This is a genomic window from Amaricoccus solimangrovi (assembly GCF_006385685.1).
In the GTDB taxonomy this organism is placed as follows: Bacteria; Pseudomonadota; Alphaproteobacteria; order Rhodobacterales; family Rhodobacteraceae; genus Amaricoccus; species Amaricoccus solimangrovi.
Genome location: NZ_VFRP01000010.1, coordinates 57,379 through 78,274 on the forward strand (window position 1 = coordinate 57,379; position 20,896 = coordinate 78,274).

The following is a 20,896-nucleotide window of genomic DNA, read 5'->3' on the forward strand; positions in this document are numbered from 1 at the left end:
ATCGGTCCCCGTGAATGCCGCGCGCGGCGCCGAAACGCAATGGGCGCGCGGCTTGACGGACCCCACGCCGGGGCCATAGATGCGCCGCGCGCGCAAGAGGAGACGAGAGATGGGGTTCAAGACTGGAATCGTGGGACTGCCCAATGTCGGCAAGTCCACGCTCTTCAACGCGCTGACGCGGACCGCCGCGGCCCAGGCGGCGAATTTCCCCTTCTGCACGATCGAACCCAACGTGGGCGAGGTGAGCGTGCCCGACGACCGGCTCGACCGGCTCGCGGCGATCGCGAAGTCGAAGCAGATCATCCCGACGCGGATGACCTTCGTCGACATCGCGGGCCTCGTGCGCGGCGCCTCGAAGGGGGAGGGGCTCGGCAACCAGTTCCTCGCCAACATCCGCGAATGCGACGCGATCGCCCATGTGCTGCGTTGCTTCGAAGGCGGCGACGTCACCCATGTCGAGGGCCGGGTCGATCCGGTCGCCGATGCCGAGACGGTCGAGACCGAGCTGATGCTGGCCGATCTCGAGAGCGTCGAGAAGCGCCTCGCGGGGCTCCAGCGCAAGCTGAAGGGTGGCGACAAGGAAGCCGCCGACCAGGCGCGGCTTCTCGAAGCGGCGAAGGCCGTGCTCGAGGATGGCCGCCCCGCGCGCATGGTCGAGGTGGCGGAGGACGACGCGCGGACCTGGCGGCTCCTGCAGCTCCTGACCGCGAAGCCGGTGCTCTACGTCTGCAACGTCGACGAGGAGCACGCGGCGGAGGGGAACGAACATTCCGCCGCGGTCGCGCGGATGGCGGCGGAGCAGGGCGCGGCCTCGGTCGTGATCTCGGCCGCGATCGAGGAGGAGATCGCCCAGCTCGACGATGCCGAGCGCGCCGATTTTCTCGAGTCGCTCGGCCTCCACGAGGCGGGCCTCGACCGGCTGATCAAGGCGGGCTACGCGCTCCTCGGCCTCAGGACCTATTTCACCGTCGGCCCGAAGGAGGCCCGCGCCTGGACGATTCCGGACGGTGCCAGCGCGCCACAGGCGGCGGGGGTCATCCACGGCGATTTCGAGCGCGGCTTCATCCGGGCCGAGACCATCGCCTTCGACGACTACGTGGCACTCGGCGGCGAGCAGGGGGCGAAGGAGGCGGGCAAGATGCGCGCCGAGGGGAAGGCCTACCGGGTCGCCGACGGCGACGTGCTGCATTTCCTCTTCAACGCCTGAGCATGACGGGCAGCCTGACGTTCGTCCTCGGCGGCGCCCGCTCGGGCAAGAGCCGCCACGGCGAGGCGCTGATCGCCGAACACCCCGCGCCCTGGCACTACATCGCCACCGCCGAGGCGCTCGACGCCGAGATGGGCGCGCGCATCGCCGCGCACCGCGCCCGCCGGGATGCGCGCTGGATCACCGCCGAGGCGCCGCGCGACGTCGCGGGCGCGCTCGGCGCGATCCCGGACGGCGCGCCGGTCCTCGTCGACTGCCTGACGCTCTGGCTCTCGAACCTGCTGCTCGCGGAGGCCGATCTCGAAGCCGAGACCGGGCGCCTCGTGGAAATCCTCGCGGCGCCGCGCGGACCCTGGGTCGCGATCGCGAACGAGGTGGGGCTAGGCATCGTGCCGGAAAACGCGCTGGCGCGCCGCTTCCGCGACGCGGCCGGCGTCCTGAACCAGCGGCTGGCGGCGCGCGCCGACCGGGTCATCCTGACCGTCGCGGGCATCCCGATCCGGGCGCGATAGAGAAAGGCCCTCCGGGCGGTGGCGCCGCGTCCGGCGCTCCGCGCGTGGCAAGGCCGCGCCCGCGGCGCGCTTCGGGATCTTCGCCCGTGGCCGGGGCGCTTCGCTCCGAGGCACGACGCCGAACCCGCCGGCTGTTCGCCGTGCCGGGTGCTCGGCCAGGGCTCGCTTCTTCCTCATGTTTCATATGGGCATGAAATCTATCGGGCAGTCCGCGCCGGAGCCGTCAGGCTCCGGAACGAGGGGCCCCGCCAACAGGCGGGGAGAAACCGGACTCGCGGCCAAAGGGCCGCTCCGCCCGATCAGGGCCGAAGGCCCGGATCGCCCGTCACGACGCGTCGGGCAGGTAGAGCCGGAAGACCGTCCCCTCCGGTCCCGTCGAGGCGAGGCCGAGCGATCCGCCATGACCCTTGGCGATCTCGGAGGCGATCACCAGCCCGAGCCCCGAGCCGCCCTGGCGGGCGCCGCCCCGGAAGGGCTGGAACAGGTTCTCGCGTGCCTTGGGCGGCAGGCCGGGACCGGTATCGGCGACGGTGATCACGGTGCCCGCGCCTTCGCGGCTGGCCGCGATCACGACCTCGCCGGTCTTGCCCGCCCCGTCGATCGCCTGGGCGGCGTTGCGCACGAGGTTGGTCAGCACCCGGAACAGCTGGTCGGCATCGGCGCGCGCGCTCACCTCCGGCGCGACGCTGGCCCGGATCGAGACCTTCTCGCCGGCTAGGAGGCATTCGTTGTGCACCACCTCCTCGATCAGCGGCGCGAGGCGCAGGGTCTCGAGCGTGGGCGGCGGCTCCTCGGCGCGGCCGAAGGCGAGCGTGCGTTCGCAGAGCGCGATGGCGCGGGAGAGGGAGTTGACCAGCTTCGGCGCGCTGCGCTTCACCGCCGGGTCGGAACTCATCTCGATCCGGTCGGCGAGGAGCTGGGCTGTGGTGAGCAGGTTGCGCAGGTCGTGGCTGATCTTCGCCACGGCGCCGCCCAGCTGGGCCAGCCGATCCTTCTGGCGCAGGAGCGCGGTCAGCTGGATCTGGAGGTCGCGCAGCGCGGCCTCGGCCTCGCGCAGTTCGGCCGCGCCGCTCCGGGGCTCGATGACCCGGCCCGCGTCCTCGGGATTGGCGCGGTAATGCGACATGTTCGCCACCACCCGCCGGACCGGGCGCACGATGAACCAGCGCACCGCGAGATACATGAGCAGCGCGACGCCGATCGAGATCGCGAGCGAGGTGTAAAGTATCCGGAGCGCGTAGTTCACCATCGCCGCGCGGAGCGGTCCCTCGTACATCGTGATCTCGATCACGTTCTCCGACTGCCGGGCCTGGCCGATCACCATGATCACCCGGTTGCCGGGCACGAGGAAGACGCGCATCGCCGCCCGCGCGAGCTGGAGATCCGAGGCGGCCGTCAGGTCGTAGGTCTGCGAGACCCGGGGCGGGTTCTCCACCCGCAGCGCCATCTCGCGCACCTGCGGCCGGCGAAGCGCGATGGTGAGCACCTGGGCGTTGTCGAGAAGCTGCTTCTCGAGATCGGGCGCGGGCACGTCCCCGGGCGTCGCCAGCACGGCGAGCGCCGCCTGCTGCGAGAGCTCGAGCTGGTTCTGCAGGTAGTTCTGGCGGAACCGGGACACCGCGGGCACGAAGAACAGCGCCTCGACGATGACAAGGAAGATCGCGGCGAGCCCGAGAAAGCGACGCGACAGCGTGTTGAAGAACATATGGCTTTCCGCGCAGGTCCCTTCCGTCCCGAGCGCCCCCTTCCGCCCCGGCCTCTGACTCGCGCGAAATCTAGGGCTTCCGGCTCAGGGGAACAAGGGACCCCGGCGCGGGTGATTCGGCGCCGGGCGGGCGCCGCGCCGGGCGGGCACGGATTTTTCCGTCCGTCCGCCCCCTTCCGGGGCATTATCCGGGCGCGGAACGAATTGACTTCCCCCCGCCCGGTCCCTATAGGCAGGGCTTCGAATTTTCGGGGTTCCACGCGCCGGGCTCGTCCGGGGTGGGGAGCCTTTGGCCGGGTGAACCTCCGGCGCAGTCTGGAGATGGCGAAGATGAGCAAGCGTACCTATCAGCCGAGCAACCTGGTGCGGAAGCGCCGCCACGGGTTCCGCGCCCGCATGGCGACCAAGAACGGCCGGATCATCCTGAACCGCCGCCGGGCGCAGGGCCGCAAGCGCCTGTCCGCCTGAGCGGACGGGGCGCGCGCGAACCGATGACGGCGCCCGTCGCGACGACGCAGGCGCCCGACGGCGAGGCATCCGCCGCGCCGGCCCCGGGGCCGGGCGCGGCCTTCGCCGTTCTGCGCCAGCGGTCCGAATTCGTCGCCGCGTCGAAGGCCCGGCGCACCTCGCGCGCGGGGCTGAACCTGCAGGCGCGCCGCCGCGGCGCCGGGGAACCGGCCGAGGGGGTGCGCGTCGGTTTCACCTGTTCGAAGAAGGTCGGCAACGCCGTCGCCCGCAACCGGGCGAAGCGGCGGCTGCGCGCCGCCGCCGCCGCGGTGCTGCCCGAGGCCGGGCGGCCGGGCTGGGACTATGTGCTGATCGGCCGGCCGGAGGCGACCGCCGCCCGTCCCTGGCCGGACCTGCTCGACGATCTCAGGGACGGTCTGGCGCAGCTTCACCAGGGCAGGGGAGCCCCCCCGCGATGACCGCGCGCCGCGCCGCGCGGGCGCTCCCGGCGATGGGGCCGCTGGCCTTCCTCCTCGCGCTGCCGGTCCGGGCCTATCGTCTCGTCCTTTCTCCCTGGGTCGGGATGCACTGCCGCTTTCACCCGACCTGCTCGGCCTACGCGCTGGAGGCGCTGGCCCGGCATGGCGCCTTCCGGGGCGCCTGGCTCGCGGCGCGCCGGATCGCGCGCTGCCACCCCTGGGGCGGGTCCGGGATCGACGAGGTGCCGAGGTAGCGATGTTCGACGAGACCGAAATCCATCCGCTGTTTCACGGCGCTCCGGACACGACCGAGTTCCGGAAGCTCCGCAAGCGGATCGTGCGCCAGACGCGCGAGGCGATCGAGACCTATGGCATGATCCGCCGCGGCGACCGCTGGCTGGTCTGCCTCTCCGGCGGCAAGGACAGCTACACGCTGCTCGCCGCGCTCGTGGAACTGAAGTGGCGCGGCCTGCTGCCGGTCGATCTGCTCGCCTGCAATCTCGACCAGGGCCAGCCGGGCTTTCCGGCGACGGTGCTGCCCGAGTTCCTGACCCGGATGGGCGTGCCGCACCGGATCGAGTACCAGGACACCTATTCGATCGTGATCGACAAGGTGCCGGCGAAAAAGACCTATTGCGCGCTTTGCTCGCGGCTCCGGCGCGGCAATCTCTACCGGATCGCGCGCGAGGAGGGCTGCGCCGCCGTCGTGCTCGGCCACCACCGCGACGACGTGATCGAGACCTTCCTGCTGAACCTCTTCCACGGCGGCAAGCTCGCGGCGATGCCGCCGAAACTCCTGAACGACGAGGGCGATCTCTACGTGCACCGCCCGCTCGCCCTCGTCGCCGAGGCCGATTGCGAGAAGTTCGCGCGGTCGATGAACTACCCGATCATCCCCTGCGACCTCTGCGGCAGCCAGGACGGGCTGCAGCGCCAGCGGATCAAGCGCATGGTCGACGAATGGGAGGCGCGGAGCCCCGGCCGCCGCCAGATCCTGTTCCGCGCGCTGACCCAGGTGAACGCGAGCCACCTGCTCGACCCGGCCCTCTTCGACTTCAAGGGCCTCTGAGCGCGGGCGCTCCGGCTGCGGCGCGGCGTTCACCTTCAATGCGGCGCATTCCGCCCCCGGCGGATTAACGCTTGTTCACCCCCCGCGGGCCTAGCGTGCCGGCATGGAGAACGAGCCTGACATTCCCGTCCCACCCGATCCGCGCGCGCTCTTCCGCCGCGTGCTCGGGGCCACGGTCGGCGCGCTGGGCGTCATCGCGCTTACCCTCGCCATCGGGGCGCGCGCGCCGCTCGCCGGGCAGGCGGGCGCCAGGCGCGCGCTCGAGGCCGCGCGCGCGGAGACCGAGACGGCGCATGCGCTGCTCGGCGAGATCGCCACGCCAGTTCCCTTCGGTCATCGCGGGGGGCTCGACGCGCGGGTAGCGGCGCTCCGCGCGGCGGGGCTGCTCTCGGAAACGGCGGCCGGCGGCTTCTTCGCGATGTCGCACGATCTCACCGACCGGCCCGAGGCGCGGGCGCGGCTCGGCGCGCTCCTGACGACCGCGGTGCTGCCCGAGACCGACAGGCGGGCGCGGGAGGCCCTGGCCGGTCTCGCGGCGGCGGAGGCGCGCTGGGCGCGGCTTCTGCTCCTGCTCGCCGGCGGCGGCGCGCTGGCGGCGGGGGGGCTCCTGCTCTTCGTCGCGCTGCCCGCGGGAAGGCGGATCCGGGCCTGGGCGGCGCGGGCGGGCGAGGCCGAGCGCGAGAACCGGTTCCGCCTGCTTCACGATCCGGTGACGGGGATGCCGAACGGCACCTTCCTGCGCGCGCATCTCGGCCGGCTCGTCGCGGGCGCGGACCGCGAGGCGACGCAGACGGCGGTGCTCCGGCTCGACATCGACAGGTTCGGGATGCTGCGCGACACGCTCGGCCCGCGCACCAGCGACGAGATCCTGCGCATGGTCGCGCGGCGGCTGCGCAACACGCTGCGCGCGGGGGATTTCGCCGCGCACATGGGCCATGACGATTTCGTCCTCGTCGCGAGCGGCCTCGCCGACGCCGGCGCGGCCGCCGCGATCGCCGCGCGGACCCAGGCGGCGCTGTCGAAGCCCTTCGCGATCCGGGGCGGCACACAGCGGATCGCGACCAGCATCGGCGTCACCCTCGTCTCCGACGACGCGCCAGACACCGAACGGGTGCTCGCCAACGCCGAGATCGCCCTCGCCGCCGCCGAGGCCGCGAACGGCGCCTGCGTGGTACGCTATTTCCGCGACGAGCTGCGCGTCGAGGTCGAGCGGCGCGAGGCGCTCTTCACCGAACTGCTCGCGGGGCTCGGGCGGGGCGAACTCGTGCCCTATTTCCAGCCGCAGATCTGCCTCCGGACCGGCGCCCTCGCCGGGTTCGAGGCGCTGGTGCGCTGGCGGCATCCGCGCCGGGGGGTGCTCGCGCCCGGCGCCTTCCTGGATTTCGCCGAGGACGCGGACCTGACCGAGCGGATCGGCGAGGCGGTTCTCGGCCAGTCGCTCCGCGCGATCCGCGCCTGGGACCGGGCGAAGCTCGACGTGCCGCGCGTGGGCGTGAACTTCGCCGCGAAGCAGCTGCGCGACCCGGCGCTGATCGAGAAGATCAAGTGGGAGGTCGAGCGGGCCGACATCGACCCGTCGCGGCTGGCGATCGAGGTGCTGGAGACGGTGATGATCCGGGGCGACGCCGACATGGTGGCGCGCAACCTGCGCGGCCTCGCCTCGGCGGGGTTCCACATCGAACTCGACGATTTCGGCACCGGCCACGCCTCGCTCGCGAATCTCCGCCGGCTCATGGTCAACCGGATCAAGATCGACCGGAGCTTCGTCGACGGGATCGAGACCACCCCGGAGCAGCGCGAGATCACCGCCTCGATGATCGCGATGGCGGGCGCGCTCGGCATCGGCACGCTGGCCGAGGGCGTGGAGAGCCGGGCGGCCGCCGAGGTGCTGCGCGAACTCGGCTGCGATCTCGCGCAGGGCTATCTGATCGCGAAGCCGATGCCGCTCGGCGAGACCTTCGACTGGCTGCGCGCCTTCGAGGCGGCGGGGAAGGGCGGGGCTTGCCGGGTCGCGGCCGGGCCGAATACACCTTGACCTTTCAGGCGCGCGGCTGTTGAAGGCCTGTCAGTTTGCTTAGCTGACCGGAGAGCCGTCGCCATGGAAGACCAGACCAAGAATCTGATCCTGGCGACTCTGCTCAGCATCGCGGTGCTGGTGCTCTGGATGTTCCTGTCGCCGATCCTCATCGGCACGCCGCCGGTCGACGAGACCCCCACCCCCGCCGTCACCGCCGAGCAGGGCGAGACCGGGGCCACCGCGCCCGCCCCCGCTGGCGGCGGCGCGCCCGAGCTCGCCGCCGCGCCGACGGTGACCCGCGCCGAGGCGCTGGGCGAGACCCAGCGCGTGCGGATCGACACCGCTCGTCTCGGCGGCTCGCTTTCGCTGCGCGGCGGGCGGATCGACGATCTCGACCTGAAGGACTACCGCGAGACCATCGCGAAGGATTCGCCCGACGTCACGCTTCTGACCCCCGCCGGGGTGGCGCATGCCTATTACGCGCTCTACGGCTGGTCCCCCTCGGGCGGCCTGCCCGCCTCGGCCGTGCCGGGCCCGGCGACCAACTGGACGGTCGAGGGCAACGACACGCTGACCGAGACGACCCCGGTCACGCTCAGCTGGGACAACGGCCAGGGCCTCGTCTTCCGGCGCGAGATGGCGATCGACAAGAACTACATGTTCACGATCACCCAGACGGTCGAGAACAACACCGGCGCCGAGGTGAAGCTCGCCCCCTATGGCATCATCGCCCGCCACGGCATGCCGGCGGACCTGCTGAACTTCTACATCCTGCACGAGGGCGTGATCGGCGCCGCGGACGGCCAGCTGACCGAGATCAAGTACAAGAACGTCATGGAGCTGCCGACCGACGCCGCCGAGGGCGGCGCCGCGCTCGAGAAGATCGACGTGAAGGACAACGGCTGGATCGGCTTCACCGACCATTACTGGATGACCACGCTGATCCCGCCGCCGGGCCAGCCCTTCACGGCGGTCTCCAAGTACACGGCCGCCACCGATACCTTCCAGACCGACGTGCGGATGCCGCTCGTCACCGTCGCCCCCGGCCAGACCGCGAGCTCCACCACCTCGCTCTTCGCCGGCGCGAAGGAATGGGCGACGATCCGCGACTACCAGAACGACATGCATATCGACCGCTTCGTCGATTCGATCGACTGGGGCTGGTTCTTCTTCCTGACCAAGCCGATCTTCTGGATGCTGCACCACCTGCACATGCTGATCGGCAACATGGGCCTCGCGATCATCGGCCTGACCTTCTTCATCAAGGCGCTGCTCTTCCCGCTCGCCTACAAGTCCTACGTCTCGATGTCGAAGATGAAGGCGCTGCAGCCCGAGCTCGAGAAGATCAAGGAGAAGGCGGGCGACGACCGGATGAAGGTCCAGACCGAGATGATGGCGCTCTACAAGCGCGAGAAGGTCAACCCGGCCGCCGGCTGTCTGCCGATCCTGCTGCAGGTGCCGATCTTCTTCTCGCTCTACAAGGTGATCTTCGTCACGCTGGAACTGAGGCACGCGCCGTTCTTCGGCTGGATCCAGGACCTCTCGGCGCCCGACCCGTCGTCGATCCTCAATCTCTTCGGCCTGCTGCCCTGGGCGACGCCCGCGGCGACGAGCCCGTTGCACATCATCTCCATCGGGGTCTGGCCGATCCTGCTCGGCATCTCGATGTGGCTGCAGCAGAAGCTCAATCCGGCGCCGGCGGACAAGACCCAGGCGCAGATCTTCGCCTGGATGCCCTGGGTCTTCATGTTCATGCTGGGACGTTTCGCGAGCGGCCTCGTGATCTACTGGGTCGCGAACAACACGATCACCTTCACCCAGCAGTACCTGATCATGCGCAGCCAGGGCATCAAGCCGGACGTCTTCGGCAACATGTTCGGCTTCCGGGGCAAGTCGAAGAAGGCCGGGTAGCATGGCGCGGGTCAGCCATCTCTGGCGCCACCCGATCAAGGGCCATGGCGCCGAGGCGGTGCGCGAGACGAGGCTCGCCCCCAGCGAGACCATGCCCTGGGACCGGGTCTGGGCGATCGCCCACGACGCGGCCCGGATCACCCCCGGGGCGACCGGCTGGATGCCCTGCGCGAACTTCGCGCGGGGCGCGCGCACGCCCGCGCTGATGGCGATCCGCGCCAGGATGGACGAGGAGGCGGGGACCGTGACGCTGACCCATCCGCGGATGCCGGAACTGACCGTCGATCCCGACCTGCCCGAGGATGCCGAGCGCCTCGTCGCCTGGGCGCGGGGCCTCGCGGAGGAGGGCCGCGTGGCGCCGGCCTTCGTGGTGCGCCCGACGCGCGGCATGACCGACAGCGGCTTTCCCTCGATCGCGATCCTCAACCGCGCGAGTCTCGCCGCGCTCTCGGAACGCGCCGGGCAGCCGCTCGCGATGGAGCGGTTCCGGGGCAACGTCTGGCTCGACGGGCTCGAGCCCTGGGCCGAATTCGACCTCGTCGGCCGGGAGATCCGGATCGGCGAGTCGCTGCTGCTCGTGCGCGAGCGCATCACCCGCTGCCGCGCGACCGGGGCCAGTCCGGAAACCGGGCGGATCGACGTCGACACGCTCGGCCTGCTCCAGTCCGGCTGGGGCCACCGGGATTTCGGCGTCTACGCCGAAGTCGTCGAGGGCGGCCGCGTCGCGCTGGGCGATCCCGCGGAGGTGATGGCGTGAAACCGGTCTTCACCCTCGCCCCGGAACCCGCCCCCGAGGAGGTGGAGGCCGGGCGCAAGCTCTTCGCCGGCCCCTGCGACTTTCTCAAGGGCGTCGTCGCGATGGACGGCCTGCCGCCGGCCGACCGGCTGGAGGTGTGTTTCGCCGGCCGCTCCAACGTCGGCAAGTCGAGCCTCATCAACGCGCTGACCGGACGCAAGGCGCTCGCCCGCGCGTCGAACACGCCGGGCCGGACGCAGGAGATCAACTTCTTCACCCTGGGCGAACAGTTCTACCTCGTCGACCTGCCGGGCTACGGTTTCGCCGAGGCGCCGAAGCCGGTGGTCGAGAAATGGCAGGCGCTGCTGCGCGCCTATCTTTCCGGGCGGCCGACGCTGCGCCGCGTCATGCTGCTCATCGACGCGCGCCACGGGATCAAGGCGGTGGACGAGGAGATCATGACCTTGCTCAACCGCGCCGCCGTGACCTTCCAGGTCGTGCTCACCAAGGCGGACAAGCCGCGCGGCGGGGCGCTCAACGCCACCGTCGCGGAAGTGGCCGAGCGTCTCGGCAAGCAGCCGGCGGCCTTTCCGGAAATCCTCCTCACCTCGTCGGAGAGCGGCGCGGGAATCGAGCAACTCAGGGCTGTCATCGCCGCGATGCATTGACCATGGGCGGTATTCTATATTTGTTTCCCTGCCCGGGCATGGCATACTAATCCTCGAGTTTTGCTCGGGATTCGGCGGAAAAAATGCGTCTCGACCAGCGTGGGGCCGCGAACGGAGTTGACCTTTCGCCGCAAGATATTTGAACTGACATGGCTTGCTCACGAGTATGAGTGACGAGGGGTGGGAATGAATGACGAAGCATTGATCCGGGTCGCCCTGCGCGCGGCGCTCGATCACATCCTGGAACTCGACGGGGAGCGTCCGTTGACGGACGCGGAATGGGACGAGCGGCCCGACGCCGATCCGGAGCTTTTCTCCGCGCTGGTCAGCGCCGGCCATGTCGCGCTGAGCACGGCCCGGGCCTGCGGCGCGACGCGGGAGCGGGAAGTTCCCGCCCGCCACCTGCGCGTCGGTCCCGGCAAGCGGCCCGGCCATCTCCGCGTCCAGCATCTGCCGACCGGCGCCGTGGTCGAGGTGAGCCATCTCACCCCGCAGGTCGACGCCTCGCTCGCCCTCGGCATGGTCCGCGCCGCCTTCGAACAGCGCGCATGACGGCTCATCCGGCGCGGGCCGCCGGATGACACGCGGGCGGCGTCCTTCTCAGGGCGCCGCGTCGGGTTCGCGCGAGTCGAGGCGGGCGCGAAGCTCGGCGATCTCCGCCTCGGCGGCGGCGAAGCGGGCGACGAGCGCGTGATGCTCGGCGAGATCCACCCGCGGCCCCGCGTTGAGATGCCCGAAGATCCAGCGCAGCACCCAGCCGAGCAGCATGGCCCCGAAGAGCGCGCCGGCGAGGGCGAGCGTAAGCTGTTCCTGGTTCATTCGTCTCCCGATCCTTGCGGCGGCGGGGGTGCCACCTCCTCCGGCGCGGTCTCCACCGTGGCCCGCGGCGCGGGGGCCACCACCGTCGTGCCTGGCGCCGGCGCCGCCCCCGGGGTGCCTTCCGCCGTGTCCGGGGAAGCATCCGGCGCCGAGGTGACGCGGATGGTGATCCGCCGGTTCTTCGCCCGGCCCGCCTCGGTCGCGTTGTCGGCGATCGGCTCGGCCTCGCCATAACCCTTCGCGGTCAGCGTCACGCCCTCGGGGATCTCGGCGCGAAGCGCCGCCACCACCGCCTCCGCCCGGCTCTGGCTGAGGCGCAGGTTGCCGGCGTCCGAGCCTTGGGAATCGGTATGCCCGCCAAGCTCGAACCCCGCGCCCGGGCAGCCGCGCAGCACGTCCGCGATCGCAAGGATCGTGCCGTGGCTCTCCGGATCGATCTCGGCGGAGCCCGGGGCGAAGGCGATCTGCGAATCATCGAGGATCGCCGTCACGTCCTCGCTGCAATGCGCGGCGGTCTCGGGCGCCGGCGCGGCCGGGGGCGGGGGCGCCGGCGGGCGGTCGGGCGGCGCCGGGGCGGGCGGGGGTACGAGCGTCAGTTCCGCCGCGGCGCCGTCCCCGAGCTTCTCTGCGAGCAGGGCGCGGACGCGCGCGTTGGTTCCGACATCCGCGCCCTCGCCCCGGAGCGTGACCTGGTCCGGCGTCACCTCGGCCGCGCCCTCGCGAAGTTCGGAAAGCGCCGCGAGGGCGACCAGCACGCGGCTCGGCCAGCCGTCGGGCAGCGAGGGATCGATCACCGTCTCGTTCGTCACCCGGTCATGGCCCGCGAGCGCCGCCGCGTAGCTCTCGATCGCGTCGCGCGAGGTCGCGTTCTGGAGCGCCCCGGAGAGGCGCAGCGCGCCATCCGCTCCGAGCCGCGCGTCGAATCGCGGCGCGTAGTGCTCCGCCCCGTCCGGTCCGGCGGCGGTGCGCGGCGGGGCGATCGTGTTGAGGCTGAAGCCTTCGGGCAGGTCGCGGCCGAGGCGCGCGCCGGCCTCGGCGAGCCGCGCGGGATCCATGCCCTCGGGGCCGGTCAGCGTCGCCTCGAGGTCGCGGATCGCGAACCGGCCGCCGCCGAGCGCGCGCAGCGCGTCGAGCCCCGTCACCACCGCCGCCGTCCAGTCGGCCGAGGGCGCGCCGAGGCCGATGGCGCAATCCGGATCGCCCTCGGCGCCGAGCCGATGGGCGGCGACGCTGATCTCCACCACGTCGGCGACGCTCTCCGCCGAGCAGGCCTCGAAATGACCGCTTTCGCCGGTCGAGACGAAATCGATCCGGAAGGGCGAGATGACTTGCCGGGGCGCGGTGACGTCGAGCGTCAGCATCACGCTGCGCGGCCGCGCCCCGCGCAACGCCGCCTCGAGCGCGCGCCGCGCCTCCTCGGTCTCGACGGCGGCGGCGACGCGCACATGGCCGGGGTCGATGCTGACCTTCGAGCGCGGCGCCTGCCGGAGCGCGCGCAGGCCGAGCGCGAGCGCGTCGGTCCAGCCGGCGGGGATGGGCTCCTCCGCCGTCTGCAGCATGTCGCTCACCGTGCCGCCGAGGCCTGCGTCCTCGAGCCCGGTCCGGATCGCCGCGCGCCCGCCGCGCGCCGGAACGAGGCCGATCAGCGAGACCTCGTCGCCGTCGCGCAGCAGTTCGAGCGAGAAATCGGGCGGGGCGACCGGGTCGGCGGCCCTGACCGTCACATGGTCCCGGACCCGGCCCTCGTCGACGAGGGAGCGGGCGACCGCGACGGCGCGCACCCGCGCCGCCTCGTCGGGGGCCTCGCCCGAGAGCGCGACGACGAGCCCGTCGGTCGTGACCCGCGCCCAGTCCTGCCCGGCCTCCGAGAGCGCGCCCGCGACCTCCGCGCGCGAGGCGGCCTCGAACCGCGCGACGCCGAGCCGGGCGAGTTCGAAGGCGCCGGCTCCCGCCGCGCCGAAGGCGATCACGCCGAAGATGAGGGCCGCTGGCCGCATCGATCAGGTTGCCTCGATTGTCTCCCCGGGCCGCGCGCCCAGCGGGCGGCCGCCGTGTTTACCCCCAAGCCGCGGGGCGCTTCAACGGCCCGGCCCTCACGACCCCGTCACGTCCCGGAGCGCCGCCGCCGCGATGGCGAGCAGGAAGCCCGCCACGAGCAGCAGCCCCGCGTCGCGGTTCGAGCGGAACAGCGTCAGGCAGCCGTCGGGATCGTCGATGTCGAGCCGCCGCAGCTGCCAGAGGAGATGGCCCGCCATCGCCGCGAGCCCGGCGAAGGCGCAGGCGCGCGCGAGCGGTTCGAGCCCCGCCGCGAGGATGGCGAGCGCGAGCAGCGCGACGGTCAGCGTGGCGAAACCCGCGAGCCAGCGTTTCGTCGCCGTTCCGAAGAGGCGCGCGGTTGATTTGACCCCGATCAGCGCGTCGTCCTCGCGGTCCTGATGAGCGTAGATCGTGTCGTAGAACAGCGTCCAGGAGATGCCCGCGAGATAGAGCAGGACCGGGGGCCAGCCGAGCCCGCCCGCATGCGCCGCCCAGGCGAGCAGCGCGCCCCAGTTGAAGGCGAGGCCGAGAAAGACCTGCGGCCACCAGGTGAAGCGTTTCGCGAAGGGGTAGATCGCGACGAGCGCGAGCGAGGCGACGCCGAGCCAGATCGCCGCCGGGGGGAAGGTCAGGAGGATCGCGCAGGCCAGGAGCGCCTGGATCACCATCCAGGCGGCCGCGCCGCGCGGCGTCACCTGGCCCGAGGGCAGGGGGCGGGATCGGGTACGCGCGACCTTCGCATCGAAATCCTGGTCGGTCAGGTCATTCCAGGTGCAGCCGGCGCCGCGCATCAGCACCGCGCCGAGCGCGCAGCCGAGCGCGATCCAGAGATCGGGCGGCCGCGCGCCGCCCGCATCGGCCGCGGCCGCCAGCGCGACGCCCCACCAGCAGGGGATCAGCAGCAGCCAGGTTCCGATCGGCCTGTCGGCCCGGCTCAGCCTGAGATAAGGGCGGGTCCAGCGGGGGGCGCGGAAGTCGACCCAGTTGCCGCGGACCGCGTCCGCGACGCTTCCCTGGGAGGCTCCGCTCGGATTAGATTGCGCGCTCATGGGGGGATATATGGCAGAAGTCGGCGGCAAGATCAGGCTTTTTGTGCATCCCGCGCTCGACACCGGCGCCGAGGTTCCGCTCGCGCCGGAGCAGGCGCATTATCTCTTCAATGTCATGCGCCTGGGCCCCGAGGCGCCGGTCACCGTCTTCAACGGGCGCGACGGCGAATGGTACGCCCGCGTGACACGCGTCGCGCGCAACGGCGGCGCGCTCAGGGTCTTCGCGAAGGGCCAGCCGCAGCGGCGTCCGCCGGATCTCACGCTGCATTTCGCGCCGATCAAGAAGGCGCGGACCGATTTCATCGTCGAGAAGGCGACGGAGCTCGGTTGCGCCCGGATCGCGCCGGTCTTCACGCGTCATACCAATTCCGAGCGGCTGCGGCTCGACCGGCTGCGCGCCCATGCGATCGAGGCGGCCGAGCAATGCGGCGAGACCCATGTGCCCGAGATCGTCGAGCCGGCGAAGCTCGACCGGCTGCTCGACGGCTGGGATTCCGCGCGGCGGCTGATGTTCTGCGACGAGACGCGCATGGCGCGCCCGGCCGCCGAGGCGCTCGCCGAGGCCGCGCCCGGCGCGCCCTGGGCGATCCTGATCGGCCCGGAGGGCGGTTTCGCGGAGGAGGAACTCACGCGGCTGCGCGGTCTGCCCTTCGTCCTGCCGGTCACGCTCGGCCCCCGGGTGCTGCGCGCCGATACCGCCGCCGTCGCCGCGGTCACGCTCTGGCAGTCGGTGCTGGGGGACTGGCGGTGAGCTTCCTCGGGGCGGGCATCGTCGCGCGGCTGCGCGACTGGCGCGAGCCGATTCTCTGGGGCGCGCTCCTCGCGCTCGGCCTCTGGCTGATCTTCATCGGCTACATGAATCTCGCGCCGCTCAGCTTCGTCGTCGGCCTCGTCGCGGCGGCGGCGGGCTTCGGCCTGCTGCGCGACGCGCTGCGCCGGCGGCGGCTGCGGAGCGACGTACCCTCCGAGGGGATGGTCGTGATCGACGAGGCGCGCATCGGCTATCTCGGGCCGCGCGGCGGCGGCTTCGTCGACCTGCCCGCCGTGGTCTCGGTCGAGATCGTCACCCGGCCGCATGTTCCGCCCGATTCGTCCCACGCCTGGCTCATCCGGGCCGAGGACGGGTCCGAACTCGTGATTCCCCTCGGCGCGCACGGGGCCGAGGCGCTCGTCTCCACGCTGAGCGCGCTTCCCGGGATCGACTTCGATCTGGGCGCCGCGACGATCACCGAGCCGGGCGCGCGCCGCGCCACGCTCTGGCGCAAGGCGGGCTGAGCGGAGGCGGCGCGGGCGCCCGATTCGGGACTTTTCCACGACTTGCCTTGGCCATGGCGCGGCACTAAGGCTGGGCCGCGTTGAACGGCCGGTGCCACGAATTCGAAGGCGAGCTATCCCATGTCGATCCCACAATCCGGCGGCGGCCTCATCGAGTCGCATGACCAGCTCGCCGAATATCTCGCCTCCGGCTGCAAGCCCGCCGAGGACTGGCGCATCGGCACCGAGCACGAGAAGTTCGGCTATACGATCGCCGATCACAAGCCGCTGCCCTACGAGGGCGCGGCCTCGATCCTGACCATGCTCTCGGGCCTGCGCGACCGCTTCGGCTGGGCGCCGGTGGAGGAGGGCGGCAAGCTCATCGGGCTCGAGAAGAACGGGGCCAACGTCAGCCTCGAACCCGGCGGCCAGCTCGAGCTCTCCGGCGCGACGCTGAGGACGATCCACGAGACCTGCGACGAGGTGAACGCGCATCTGCGCGAGGTGAAGGCGATCGCCGACGAGGTGGGCGCGGCCTTCCTCGGCCTCGGCGCGGCGCCGGAATGGACCGCGGACGAGATGCCGGTGATGCCGAAGGGCCGCTACGCGCTGATGACGCGCTACATGGGCCAGGTCGGAAGCCACGGCACGCAGATGATGTACCGCACCTGCACCGTGCAGGTGAATCTCGACTTCGCCTCCGAGGCGGACATGGTGAAGAAGTTCCGCGTCTCGCTCGCGCTGCAGCCGGTCGCGACCGCGCTCTTCGCCTGCTCGCCCTTCTTCGAGGGCAAGGTGAACGGCTGGCAGTCCTGGCGCGCGCGGATCTGGCGCGACACCGATCCGGCGCGCACCGGCATGCTGCCCTTCGTCTTCGAGGACGGTATGGGCTTCGAGCGCTACGTCGACTACGCGCTCGACGTGCCGATGTATTTCGTCTACCGCGACGGCCGCTACATCGACGCGCTCGGCCAGAGCTTCCGCGACTTCCTGAGGGGCGAGCTTCCCGCGCTGCCGGGCGAGAAGCCGACGCTCTCGGACTGGGCGGACCACCTGACGACGATCTTCCCCGAGGTCCGGATCAAGAAGTTCATGGAGATGCGCGGCGCGGACGGCGGCCCCTGGCGCCGGCTCTGCGCGCTGCCGGCGCTCTGGGTCGGGCTCCTCTACGACACGGCCGCGCTCGACGGCGCCTGGGATCTGGTGAAGGGCTGGAGCGCGGAGGAGCGCGACCGGCTTCGCCACGACGCGGCGAAGGACGGGCTTCGCGCGACCATGCCCGACGGGCGCCCGCTTCGCGATTTCGCCCGCGACGTGCTCGCCGTCGCCGAGGCGGGGCTCAGGGCGCGGGCGCGGCCCGGCGCGGGCGGGCTGATGCCCGACGAGACCCACTTCCTGAACGCGCTGCAGGAGATCGTCGAATCGGGCCAGACCCAGGCCGACGAGATGCTCGCCCGCTACCGGGACGCGTGGAATGGCAAGCTTTCCCCGCTCTACGAGGCATATAGTTACTGATCCGGGGCGCGCGGGCGACGGTTTGTAACGGGCCTATCACGGCCGCATCACGGGGCGGGGCGCATCCTTGAGTCATTGATCAAGGAGATTCGCCATGCCCCGCCCGCGAAAGACCGCCCCCAGGGACGAATTCGAATTCGAGTCCGAAGACGACCTCTACGCCGATCCCGACGATTTCGTGGAGGGATTGCGCTACGCCGTGGCCCGCGCGCGCTGCTCGGTGAGCGGCGCCTTCGACCTCGGCGCCGGCCGGTGCTACGTCGATCTCGACAGCCTCGGCGCCGCCGATTTCGGCGATTGAGCGACAGTCGGGTAACGAAGCCGGGCCTGACCCGCGCGCCGGTTACGAATTGCTAACCGGCGGGGCCGCACGCTCGGCGCGAACCCCGTGGAGGACATCATGCAACCGTCGCTGACCCAACCGCATCCGATACCGCCCGCCGGCGCCCTCTATCCCGAGGAATGCGGCCTGATCGCCGCGCTCCAGCGTCTGGTCGATCAGGGCCAGCAGGTCGCCGCCGAGTCGACGCCCGGGGCCGATCCCAGGGCGCAGCTCGCGAAGATCTTCGCCGCCTTCGGCTGAGAGGCCTCAGCCCTTCGCGCCGATCCGGGGTTCCGTCCCGTTCATCAGGCGCCGGATATTGGCGTGGTGCCGCGCGAGGATCAGCGCGGCGAGCACGATCCCGAGCCAGACCGAGCCCGGCGGGCCGAGCAGCGCCAGCCAGACCGGCGCCAGCACGGCGGCGACGAGCGCCGAGAGCGAGGAGATCCGCGTGAGCTTGGCGACGAGAAGCCAGGTCGCGCAGCAGATCAGGCCGACGAGCGGCGCGAGCGCCAGCACCACGCCGAGGAAGGTCGCGACCCCCTTGCCGCCCCGGAAGCCGAGCCAGACCGGAAAGCAGTGGCCGAGGAAGGCCGCGCCACCCGCGACGAGCGCCGCCTCCGGCCCCGCGATCCGGCCGGCGAGCAGCACGGCCACCGCCCCCTTCAGCCCGTCGAGCAGCAGCGTGGCCGCCGCCGCGCCCTTGTTCCCGGTCCTGAGCACGTTGGTCGCGCCGATATTGCCCGAGCCGATGCCGCGCAGGTCGCCGAGGCCCATCGCCCGCGTGATCAGCAGGCCGAACGGGATCGAGCCGAGAAGATAGGCGCCGAGCGCCACCAGCGCGAGCATCAGGCCGCCTCCCGCGTGAAGACCCGGTTGCCGGCGACCCAGGTGCCCTCGACCCGGCCCTGCATCCGCGTCAGGTCGAAGGGCGTGTTCTTCGACTTCGAGCGCAGCTTCGCCCGGTCGAGCACGTAGGGCACGTCCGGATCGAAGAGCACGAGATCGGCGGGGGCGCCGGGGGCGAGCCGGCCCGCCTCGAGCCCGAGCAGCCGCGCGGGGTTGAGGGCGAGCGCGCGCCAGAGCGCGGGCAGCGTCATCTGCCCGGCGTGATGGAGGCGCAGCGCCGCCGGCAGCAGCGTCTCGAGCCCGACCGCCCCGGCCGCGGCCTCCTCGAAGGGCAGCCGCTTCTCCTCCTCGTCGCGCGGCGTGTGGAAGGAGCCGATGATCTCGATCTCGCCCGCCATCACCGCCTCGACCATCGCCATCCGGTCCGCCTCGGAGCGGAGCGGGGGCGTGAGCTTGAAGAAGGTGCGGTAGTCGCCGACGTCGAATTCGTTGAGCGTCAGATGGTGGATCGAGACGCCCGCGGTGACGTCGAGCCCGGCCTCGCGCGCGCGGCGCAGCGCCGGCAGGCTCCGCGCGGTCGAGAGCTGATCGGCGTGGTAGCGCGCCCCGGTCATCTCGACGAGCGCGAGGTCGCGTTCGAGCCCGATCCGCTCGGCCATCGGCGAGACGGCGGGCAGGCCGAGCTGGCTCGCGAACTGGCCCGAGGTCGCGCAGGCGCCTTGCGACAGCACCGGCTCCTGCGGATGGCCGATGACGAGCGCGCCGAGCCCGGCGGCGTAGGTGAGGCAGCGCTGGAAGACGCGCGGATTGGCGACGGCCGTCACATCGGTGAAGGCGACCGCGCCCGCGTCGGTCAGGAAGCCGATCTCGGTCATCTCCTGGCCCGCGCGCCCCTTGGTGAGCGCCGCGAGCGGCAGCACGTTGACCGGGCTCGCGTCGACCGCGCGTCGCAGCAGGAATTCGAGCACCTCGGGATCGTCGATCGCGGGTTCGGTGTCGGGCCGCGTCACCATGGTCGTGACGCCCCCGGCCGCCGCGGCGGCGCCCGCGGTGCGGAAGCTCTCCTTGTGCCGCTCGCCCGGCTCGCCGATCTTGACGCCGATGTCGATGATGCCGGGCGCGAGGCAGAGGCCGCGGCAATCCTCGACCGCGCCCCTGGCGGGCGCCCGCTCGCCGGGGCTCAGCAGTTCGACGATCCGCCCGGCGTCGATCACGATCCCGCCCTCGCGGATCTTGCCCTCTTCCGGGTCGATCAGGCGCGCGTTCACGAGGGTCAGCATGGCACGGTCTCGTCGCGATCATTGCGGGCGCGGAGGTTGCGCGCGAGCAGGTCCATCGCGGCCATGCGCACGGCCACGCCCATCTCGACCTGCTCCTGGATCACGCTCACGTTGATGTCGTCGGCGAGCAGCCCGTCGATCTCCACGCCCCGGTTCATCGGGCCGGGATGCATCACGATCGCATCCGGCTTCGCATGGACGAGCTTCTCCGCGTCCAGGCCGAAGCGGTGGTAGTATTCGCGCATCGACGGGATGAAGGCGCCGTCCATCCGCTCCTTCTGCAGCCTCAGCATCATCACCACGTCCGCGTCCCTCAGCCCCTCGCGCATGTCCTCGAAGACCTCGACGCCGAAATTCCCGATGCCGGGCGGCAGCAGCGTCGGCGGGCCGATGATCCGCAGCCGGTTCTCCATCCGGCCAAGCAGCAGGATGTTGGAGCGCGCCACCCGGCTGTGCGCGATGTCGCCGCAGATCGCGACGGTGAGCCGCGAGAGCCGCCCCTTGCGCCGGCGGATCGTCAAGGCATCGAGCAGCGCCTGCGTCGGATGCTCGTGCCGCCCGTCGCCGGCGTTCAGCACCGCGCAATTGACCTTGGAGGCGAGCAGGTTGACCGCGCCCGAATTCGGATGGCGCACGACGAGCAGGTCGGGATGCATCGCGTTCAGCGTCATCGCCGTGTCGATCAGCGTCTCGCCCTTCTTCACCGAGGACTGGGCCACGGCCATGTTCATCACATCCGCGCCGAGCCGCTTGCCCGCGAGTTCGAAACTCGCCTGGGTCCGGGTCGAGTTCTCGAAGAACATGTTGATCTGGGTCATGCCGCGCAGCGCGTCGGCGCGCTTGTCGCGGCCGCGGTTCAGCTCGACATAGCTGTCGGCGAGGTCGAGGATCGTCTCGATATCGGACCGGGAGAGGCCCTGGATGCCCAGAAGGTGGCGATGCGCGAACAAGAGGCCCTCCGCTTCCCGTGTCGCGGCATCTATACCAAGGTCGGCCGCGCGGGCAAGGTCGGCCGGCCGT

At 71.6% G+C, this 20,896-nt stretch carries 23 protein-coding genes; 16 read left to right on the forward strand and 7 right to left on the reverse strand.

The features are described from left to right. Positions 1-109 precede the first annotated feature (109 nt). Both ychF and cobU read left to right on the forward strand, forming a co-directional pair. Positions 110-1,207: a redox-regulated ATPase YchF gene (gene ychF / locus FJM51_RS11680; RefSeq protein WP_140454326.1), complete on the forward strand. Its 1,098-nt coding sequence runs from the start codon at positions 110-112 to the stop codon at positions 1,205-1,207. Between the two features lie 2 nt (positions 1,208-1,209). After that, a complete protein-coding gene (cobU, locus tag FJM51_RS11685) occupies positions 1,210-1,719 on the forward strand; it encodes a bifunctional adenosylcobinamide kinase/adenosylcobinamide-phosphate guanylyltransferase (RefSeq protein WP_140454327.1) in 510 nt (169 codons plus the stop codon). 325 nt (positions 1,720-2,044) lie between these two features. On the opposite strand, the gene FJM51_RS11690 is transcribed toward cobU, so the two are convergent. Continuing rightward, a complete protein-coding gene (locus FJM51_RS11690) occupies positions 2,045-3,424 on the reverse strand; it encodes a sensor histidine kinase (protein WP_140454328.1) in 1,380 nt (459 codons plus the stop codon). Positions 3,425-3,754: 330 nt separating this feature from the next. Here FJM51_RS11690 and rpmH point away from each other — a divergent pair, with 330 nt between their 5' ends. The 9 genes from rpmH (at position 3,755) to FJM51_RS11735 (ending at position 11,303) form a co-directional block, all read left to right on the forward strand. Continuing rightward, on the forward strand, positions 3,755-3,892 hold the full coding sequence (rpmH, locus tag FJM51_RS11695) for a 50S ribosomal protein L34 (RefSeq protein ID WP_140454329.1): 138 nt from the start codon (positions 3,755-3,757) through the stop codon (positions 3,890-3,892). A gap of 23 nt (positions 3,893-3,915) precedes the next feature. Further along, the gene (gene rnpA, locus FJM51_RS11700) at positions 3,916-4,350 is read left to right on the forward strand and encodes a ribonuclease P protein component (RefSeq protein WP_140454330.1); all 435 of its coding nucleotides are present in this window, start codon (positions 3,916-3,918) and stop codon (positions 4,348-4,350) included. 32 nt (positions 4,351-4,382) lie between these two features. Continuing rightward, positions 4,383-4,604 carry a membrane protein insertion efficiency factor YidD gene (gene yidD, locus FJM51_RS11705; RefSeq protein ID WP_140454408.1) on the forward strand — a complete coding sequence of 74 codons (222 nt, stop codon included), beginning with the start codon at positions 4,383-4,385 and terminating at the stop codon, positions 4,602-4,604. Positions 4,605-4,606: 2 nt separating this feature from the next. Continuing rightward, positions 4,607-5,419 carry a tRNA 2-thiocytidine(32) synthetase TtcA gene (ttcA, locus tag FJM51_RS11710; RefSeq protein WP_140454331.1) on the forward strand — a complete coding sequence of 271 codons (813 nt, stop codon included), beginning with the start codon at positions 4,607-4,609 and terminating at the stop codon, positions 5,417-5,419. A 103-nt stretch (positions 5,420-5,522) separates the two neighbouring features. After that, positions 5,523-7,454, forward strand: coding sequence for a putative bifunctional diguanylate cyclase/phosphodiesterase (locus FJM51_RS11715; RefSeq protein ID WP_140454332.1), 1,932 nt, complete (start codon positions 5,523-5,525; stop codon positions 7,452-7,454). 63 nt (positions 7,455-7,517) lie between these two features. Continuing rightward, positions 7,518-9,347 carry a membrane protein insertase YidC gene (yidC, locus tag FJM51_RS11720; protein ID WP_140454333.1) on the forward strand — a complete coding sequence of 610 codons (1,830 nt, stop codon included), beginning with the start codon at positions 7,518-7,520 and terminating at the stop codon, positions 9,345-9,347. A 1-nt stretch (position 9,348) separates the two neighbouring features. Beyond that, on the forward strand, positions 9,349-10,104 hold the full coding sequence (locus FJM51_RS11725) for an MOSC domain-containing protein (protein WP_140454334.1): 756 nt from the start codon (positions 9,349-9,351) through the stop codon (positions 10,102-10,104). Continuing rightward, positions 10,101-10,751, forward strand: coding sequence for a ribosome biogenesis GTP-binding protein YihA/YsxC (yihA, locus tag FJM51_RS11730; protein ID WP_140454335.1), 651 nt, complete (start codon positions 10,101-10,103; stop codon positions 10,749-10,751). The genes FJM51_RS11725 and yihA overlap by 4 nt, the downstream gene beginning before the upstream one ends. A gap of 186 nt (positions 10,752-10,937) precedes the next feature. Beyond that, the gene (locus tag FJM51_RS11735; protein ID WP_140454336.1) at positions 10,938-11,303 is read left to right on the forward strand and encodes a hypothetical protein; all 366 of its coding nucleotides are present in this window, start codon (positions 10,938-10,940) and stop codon (positions 11,301-11,303) included. A 48-nt stretch (positions 11,304-11,351) separates the two neighbouring features. Here the strand turns inward: FJM51_RS11735 and FJM51_RS11740 are convergent, their stop codons facing one another. The 3 genes from FJM51_RS11740 to ubiA all read right to left on the reverse strand — a co-directional run bounded on the left by FJM51_RS11740 (position 11,352) and on the right by ubiA (position 14,656). Beyond that, the gene (locus FJM51_RS11740) at positions 11,352-11,570 is read right to left on the reverse strand and encodes a hypothetical protein (RefSeq protein WP_140454337.1); all 219 of its coding nucleotides are present in this window, start codon (positions 11,568-11,570) and stop codon (positions 11,352-11,354) included. After that, the gene (locus FJM51_RS11745) at positions 11,567-13,567 is read right to left on the reverse strand and encodes an OmpA family protein (RefSeq protein WP_140454338.1); all 2,001 of its coding nucleotides are present in this window, start codon (positions 13,565-13,567) and stop codon (positions 11,567-11,569) included. The genes FJM51_RS11740 and FJM51_RS11745 overlap by 4 nt, the downstream gene beginning before the upstream one ends. A gap of 96 nt (positions 13,568-13,663) precedes the next feature. Further along, on the reverse strand, positions 13,664-14,656 hold the full coding sequence (gene ubiA, locus FJM51_RS11750; protein ID WP_140454339.1) for a 4-hydroxybenzoate octaprenyltransferase: 993 nt from the start codon (positions 14,654-14,656) through the stop codon (positions 13,664-13,666). A 10-nt stretch (positions 14,657-14,666) separates the two neighbouring features. Here ubiA and FJM51_RS11755 point away from each other — a divergent pair, with 10 nt between their 5' ends. From FJM51_RS11755 to FJM51_RS11775, 5 genes are all read left to right on the forward strand, one after another. Then, the gene (locus FJM51_RS11755) at positions 14,667-15,407 is read left to right on the forward strand and encodes a 16S rRNA (uracil(1498)-N(3))-methyltransferase (protein ID WP_140454340.1); all 741 of its coding nucleotides are present in this window, start codon (positions 14,667-14,669) and stop codon (positions 15,405-15,407) included. Next, positions 15,404-15,931, forward strand: coding sequence for a hypothetical protein (locus FJM51_RS11760; protein WP_140454341.1), 528 nt, complete (start codon positions 15,404-15,406; stop codon positions 15,929-15,931). Before FJM51_RS11755 ends, FJM51_RS11760 begins: the two co-directional genes overlap by 4 nt. Positions 15,932-16,051: 120 nt before the next feature. Further along, positions 16,052-17,425, forward strand: a complete 1,374-nt coding sequence (locus FJM51_RS11765) for a glutamate--cysteine ligase (protein WP_140454342.1) — start codon at positions 16,052-16,054, stop codon at positions 17,423-17,425. Positions 17,426-17,519: 94 nt separating this feature from the next. Further along, entirely contained in the window at positions 17,520-17,726 is a 207-nt protein-coding gene (locus FJM51_RS11770; protein ID WP_140454343.1) for a hypothetical protein, read from the forward strand. A gap of 99 nt (positions 17,727-17,825) precedes the next feature. After that, on the forward strand, positions 17,826-18,008 hold the full coding sequence (locus tag FJM51_RS11775; protein WP_140454344.1) for a hypothetical protein: 183 nt from the start codon (positions 17,826-17,828) through the stop codon (positions 18,006-18,008). 6 nt (positions 18,009-18,014) lie between these two features. Here FJM51_RS11775 and plsY read toward each other — a convergent pair whose 3' ends face one another. From plsY to FJM51_RS11790, 3 genes are read right to left on the reverse strand one after another with little or no spacing between them, the layout of a single operon-like run. Next, positions 18,015-18,596 (reverse strand): glycerol-3-phosphate 1-O-acyltransferase PlsY, encoded by a 582-nt coding sequence (gene plsY / locus FJM51_RS11780; RefSeq protein ID WP_140454345.1) that lies wholly within the window; start codon positions 18,594-18,596, stop codon positions 18,015-18,017. Next, entirely contained in the window at positions 18,596-19,876 is a 1,281-nt protein-coding gene (gene pyrC / locus FJM51_RS11785; protein ID WP_140454346.1) for a dihydroorotase, read from the reverse strand. Before pyrC ends, plsY begins: the two co-directional genes overlap by 1 nt. Continuing rightward, positions 19,870-20,859: an aspartate carbamoyltransferase catalytic subunit gene (locus FJM51_RS11790; RefSeq protein WP_140454409.1), complete on the reverse strand. Its 990-nt coding sequence runs from the start codon at positions 20,857-20,859 to the stop codon at positions 19,870-19,872. The genes pyrC and FJM51_RS11790 overlap by 7 nt, the downstream gene beginning before the upstream one ends. Positions 20,860-20,896: the final 37 nt, after the last annotated feature.

Coding starts and splice junctions, on each gene's coding strand:
- FJM51_RS11765 (WP_140454342.1), top strand. CDS start 16,052: ATGTCGATCCCACAATCCGGCGGCGGCCTCATCGAGTCGCATGACCAG.
- pyrC (WP_140454346.1), bottom strand. CDS start 19,876: ATGCTGACCCTCGTGAACGCGCGCCTGATCGACCCGGAAGAGGGCAAG.
- FJM51_RS11725 (WP_140454334.1), top strand. CDS start 9,349: ATGGCGCGGGTCAGCCATCTCTGGCGCCACCCGATCAAGGGCCATGGC.
- ttcA (WP_140454331.1), top strand. CDS start 4,607: ATGTTCGACGAGACCGAAATCCATCCGCTGTTTCACGGCGCTCCGGAC.
- ubiA (WP_140454339.1), bottom strand. CDS start 14,656: ATGAGCGCGCAATCTAATCCGAGCGGAGCCTCCCAGGGAAGCGTCGCG.
- yidC (WP_140454333.1), top strand. CDS start 7,518: ATGGAAGACCAGACCAAGAATCTGATCCTGGCGACTCTGCTCAGCATC.
- cobU (WP_140454327.1), top strand. CDS start 1,210: ATGACGGGCAGCCTGACGTTCGTCCTCGGCGGCGCCCGCTCGGGCAAG.
- FJM51_RS11755 (WP_140454340.1), top strand. CDS start 14,667: ATGGCAGAAGTCGGCGGCAAGATCAGGCTTTTTGTGCATCCCGCGCTC.
- rnpA (WP_140454330.1), top strand. CDS start 3,916: ATGACGGCGCCCGTCGCGACGACGCAGGCGCCCGACGGCGAGGCATCC.
- FJM51_RS11715 (WP_140454332.1), top strand. CDS start 5,523: ATGGAGAACGAGCCTGACATTCCCGTCCCACCCGATCCGCGCGCGCTC.
- rpmH (WP_140454329.1), top strand. CDS start 3,755: ATGAGCAAGCGTACCTATCAGCCGAGCAACCTGGTGCGGAAGCGCCGC.
- FJM51_RS11735 (WP_140454336.1), top strand. CDS start 10,938: ATGAATGACGAAGCATTGATCCGGGTCGCCCTGCGCGCGGCGCTCGAT.
- FJM51_RS11775 (WP_140454344.1), top strand. CDS start 17,826: ATGCAACCGTCGCTGACCCAACCGCATCCGATACCGCCCGCCGGCGCC.
- plsY (WP_140454345.1), bottom strand. CDS start 18,596: ATGCTCGCGCTGGTGGCGCTCGGCGCCTATCTTCTCGGCTCGATCCCG.
- ychF (WP_140454326.1), top strand. CDS start 110: ATGGGGTTCAAGACTGGAATCGTGGGACTGCCCAATGTCGGCAAGTCC.
- FJM51_RS11745 (WP_140454338.1), bottom strand. CDS start 13,567: ATGCGGCCAGCGGCCCTCATCTTCGGCGTGATCGCCTTCGGCGCGGCG.
- FJM51_RS11740 (WP_140454337.1), bottom strand. CDS start 11,570: ATGAACCAGGAACAGCTTACGCTCGCCCTCGCCGGCGCGCTCTTCGGG.
- FJM51_RS11690 (WP_140454328.1), bottom strand. CDS start 3,424: ATGTTCTTCAACACGCTGTCGCGTCGCTTTCTCGGGCTCGCCGCGATC.
- FJM51_RS11770 (WP_140454343.1), top strand. CDS start 17,520: ATGCCCCGCCCGCGAAAGACCGCCCCCAGGGACGAATTCGAATTCGAG.
- yidD (WP_140454408.1), top strand. CDS start 4,383: ATGGGGCCGCTGGCCTTCCTCCTCGCGCTGCCGGTCCGGGCCTATCGT.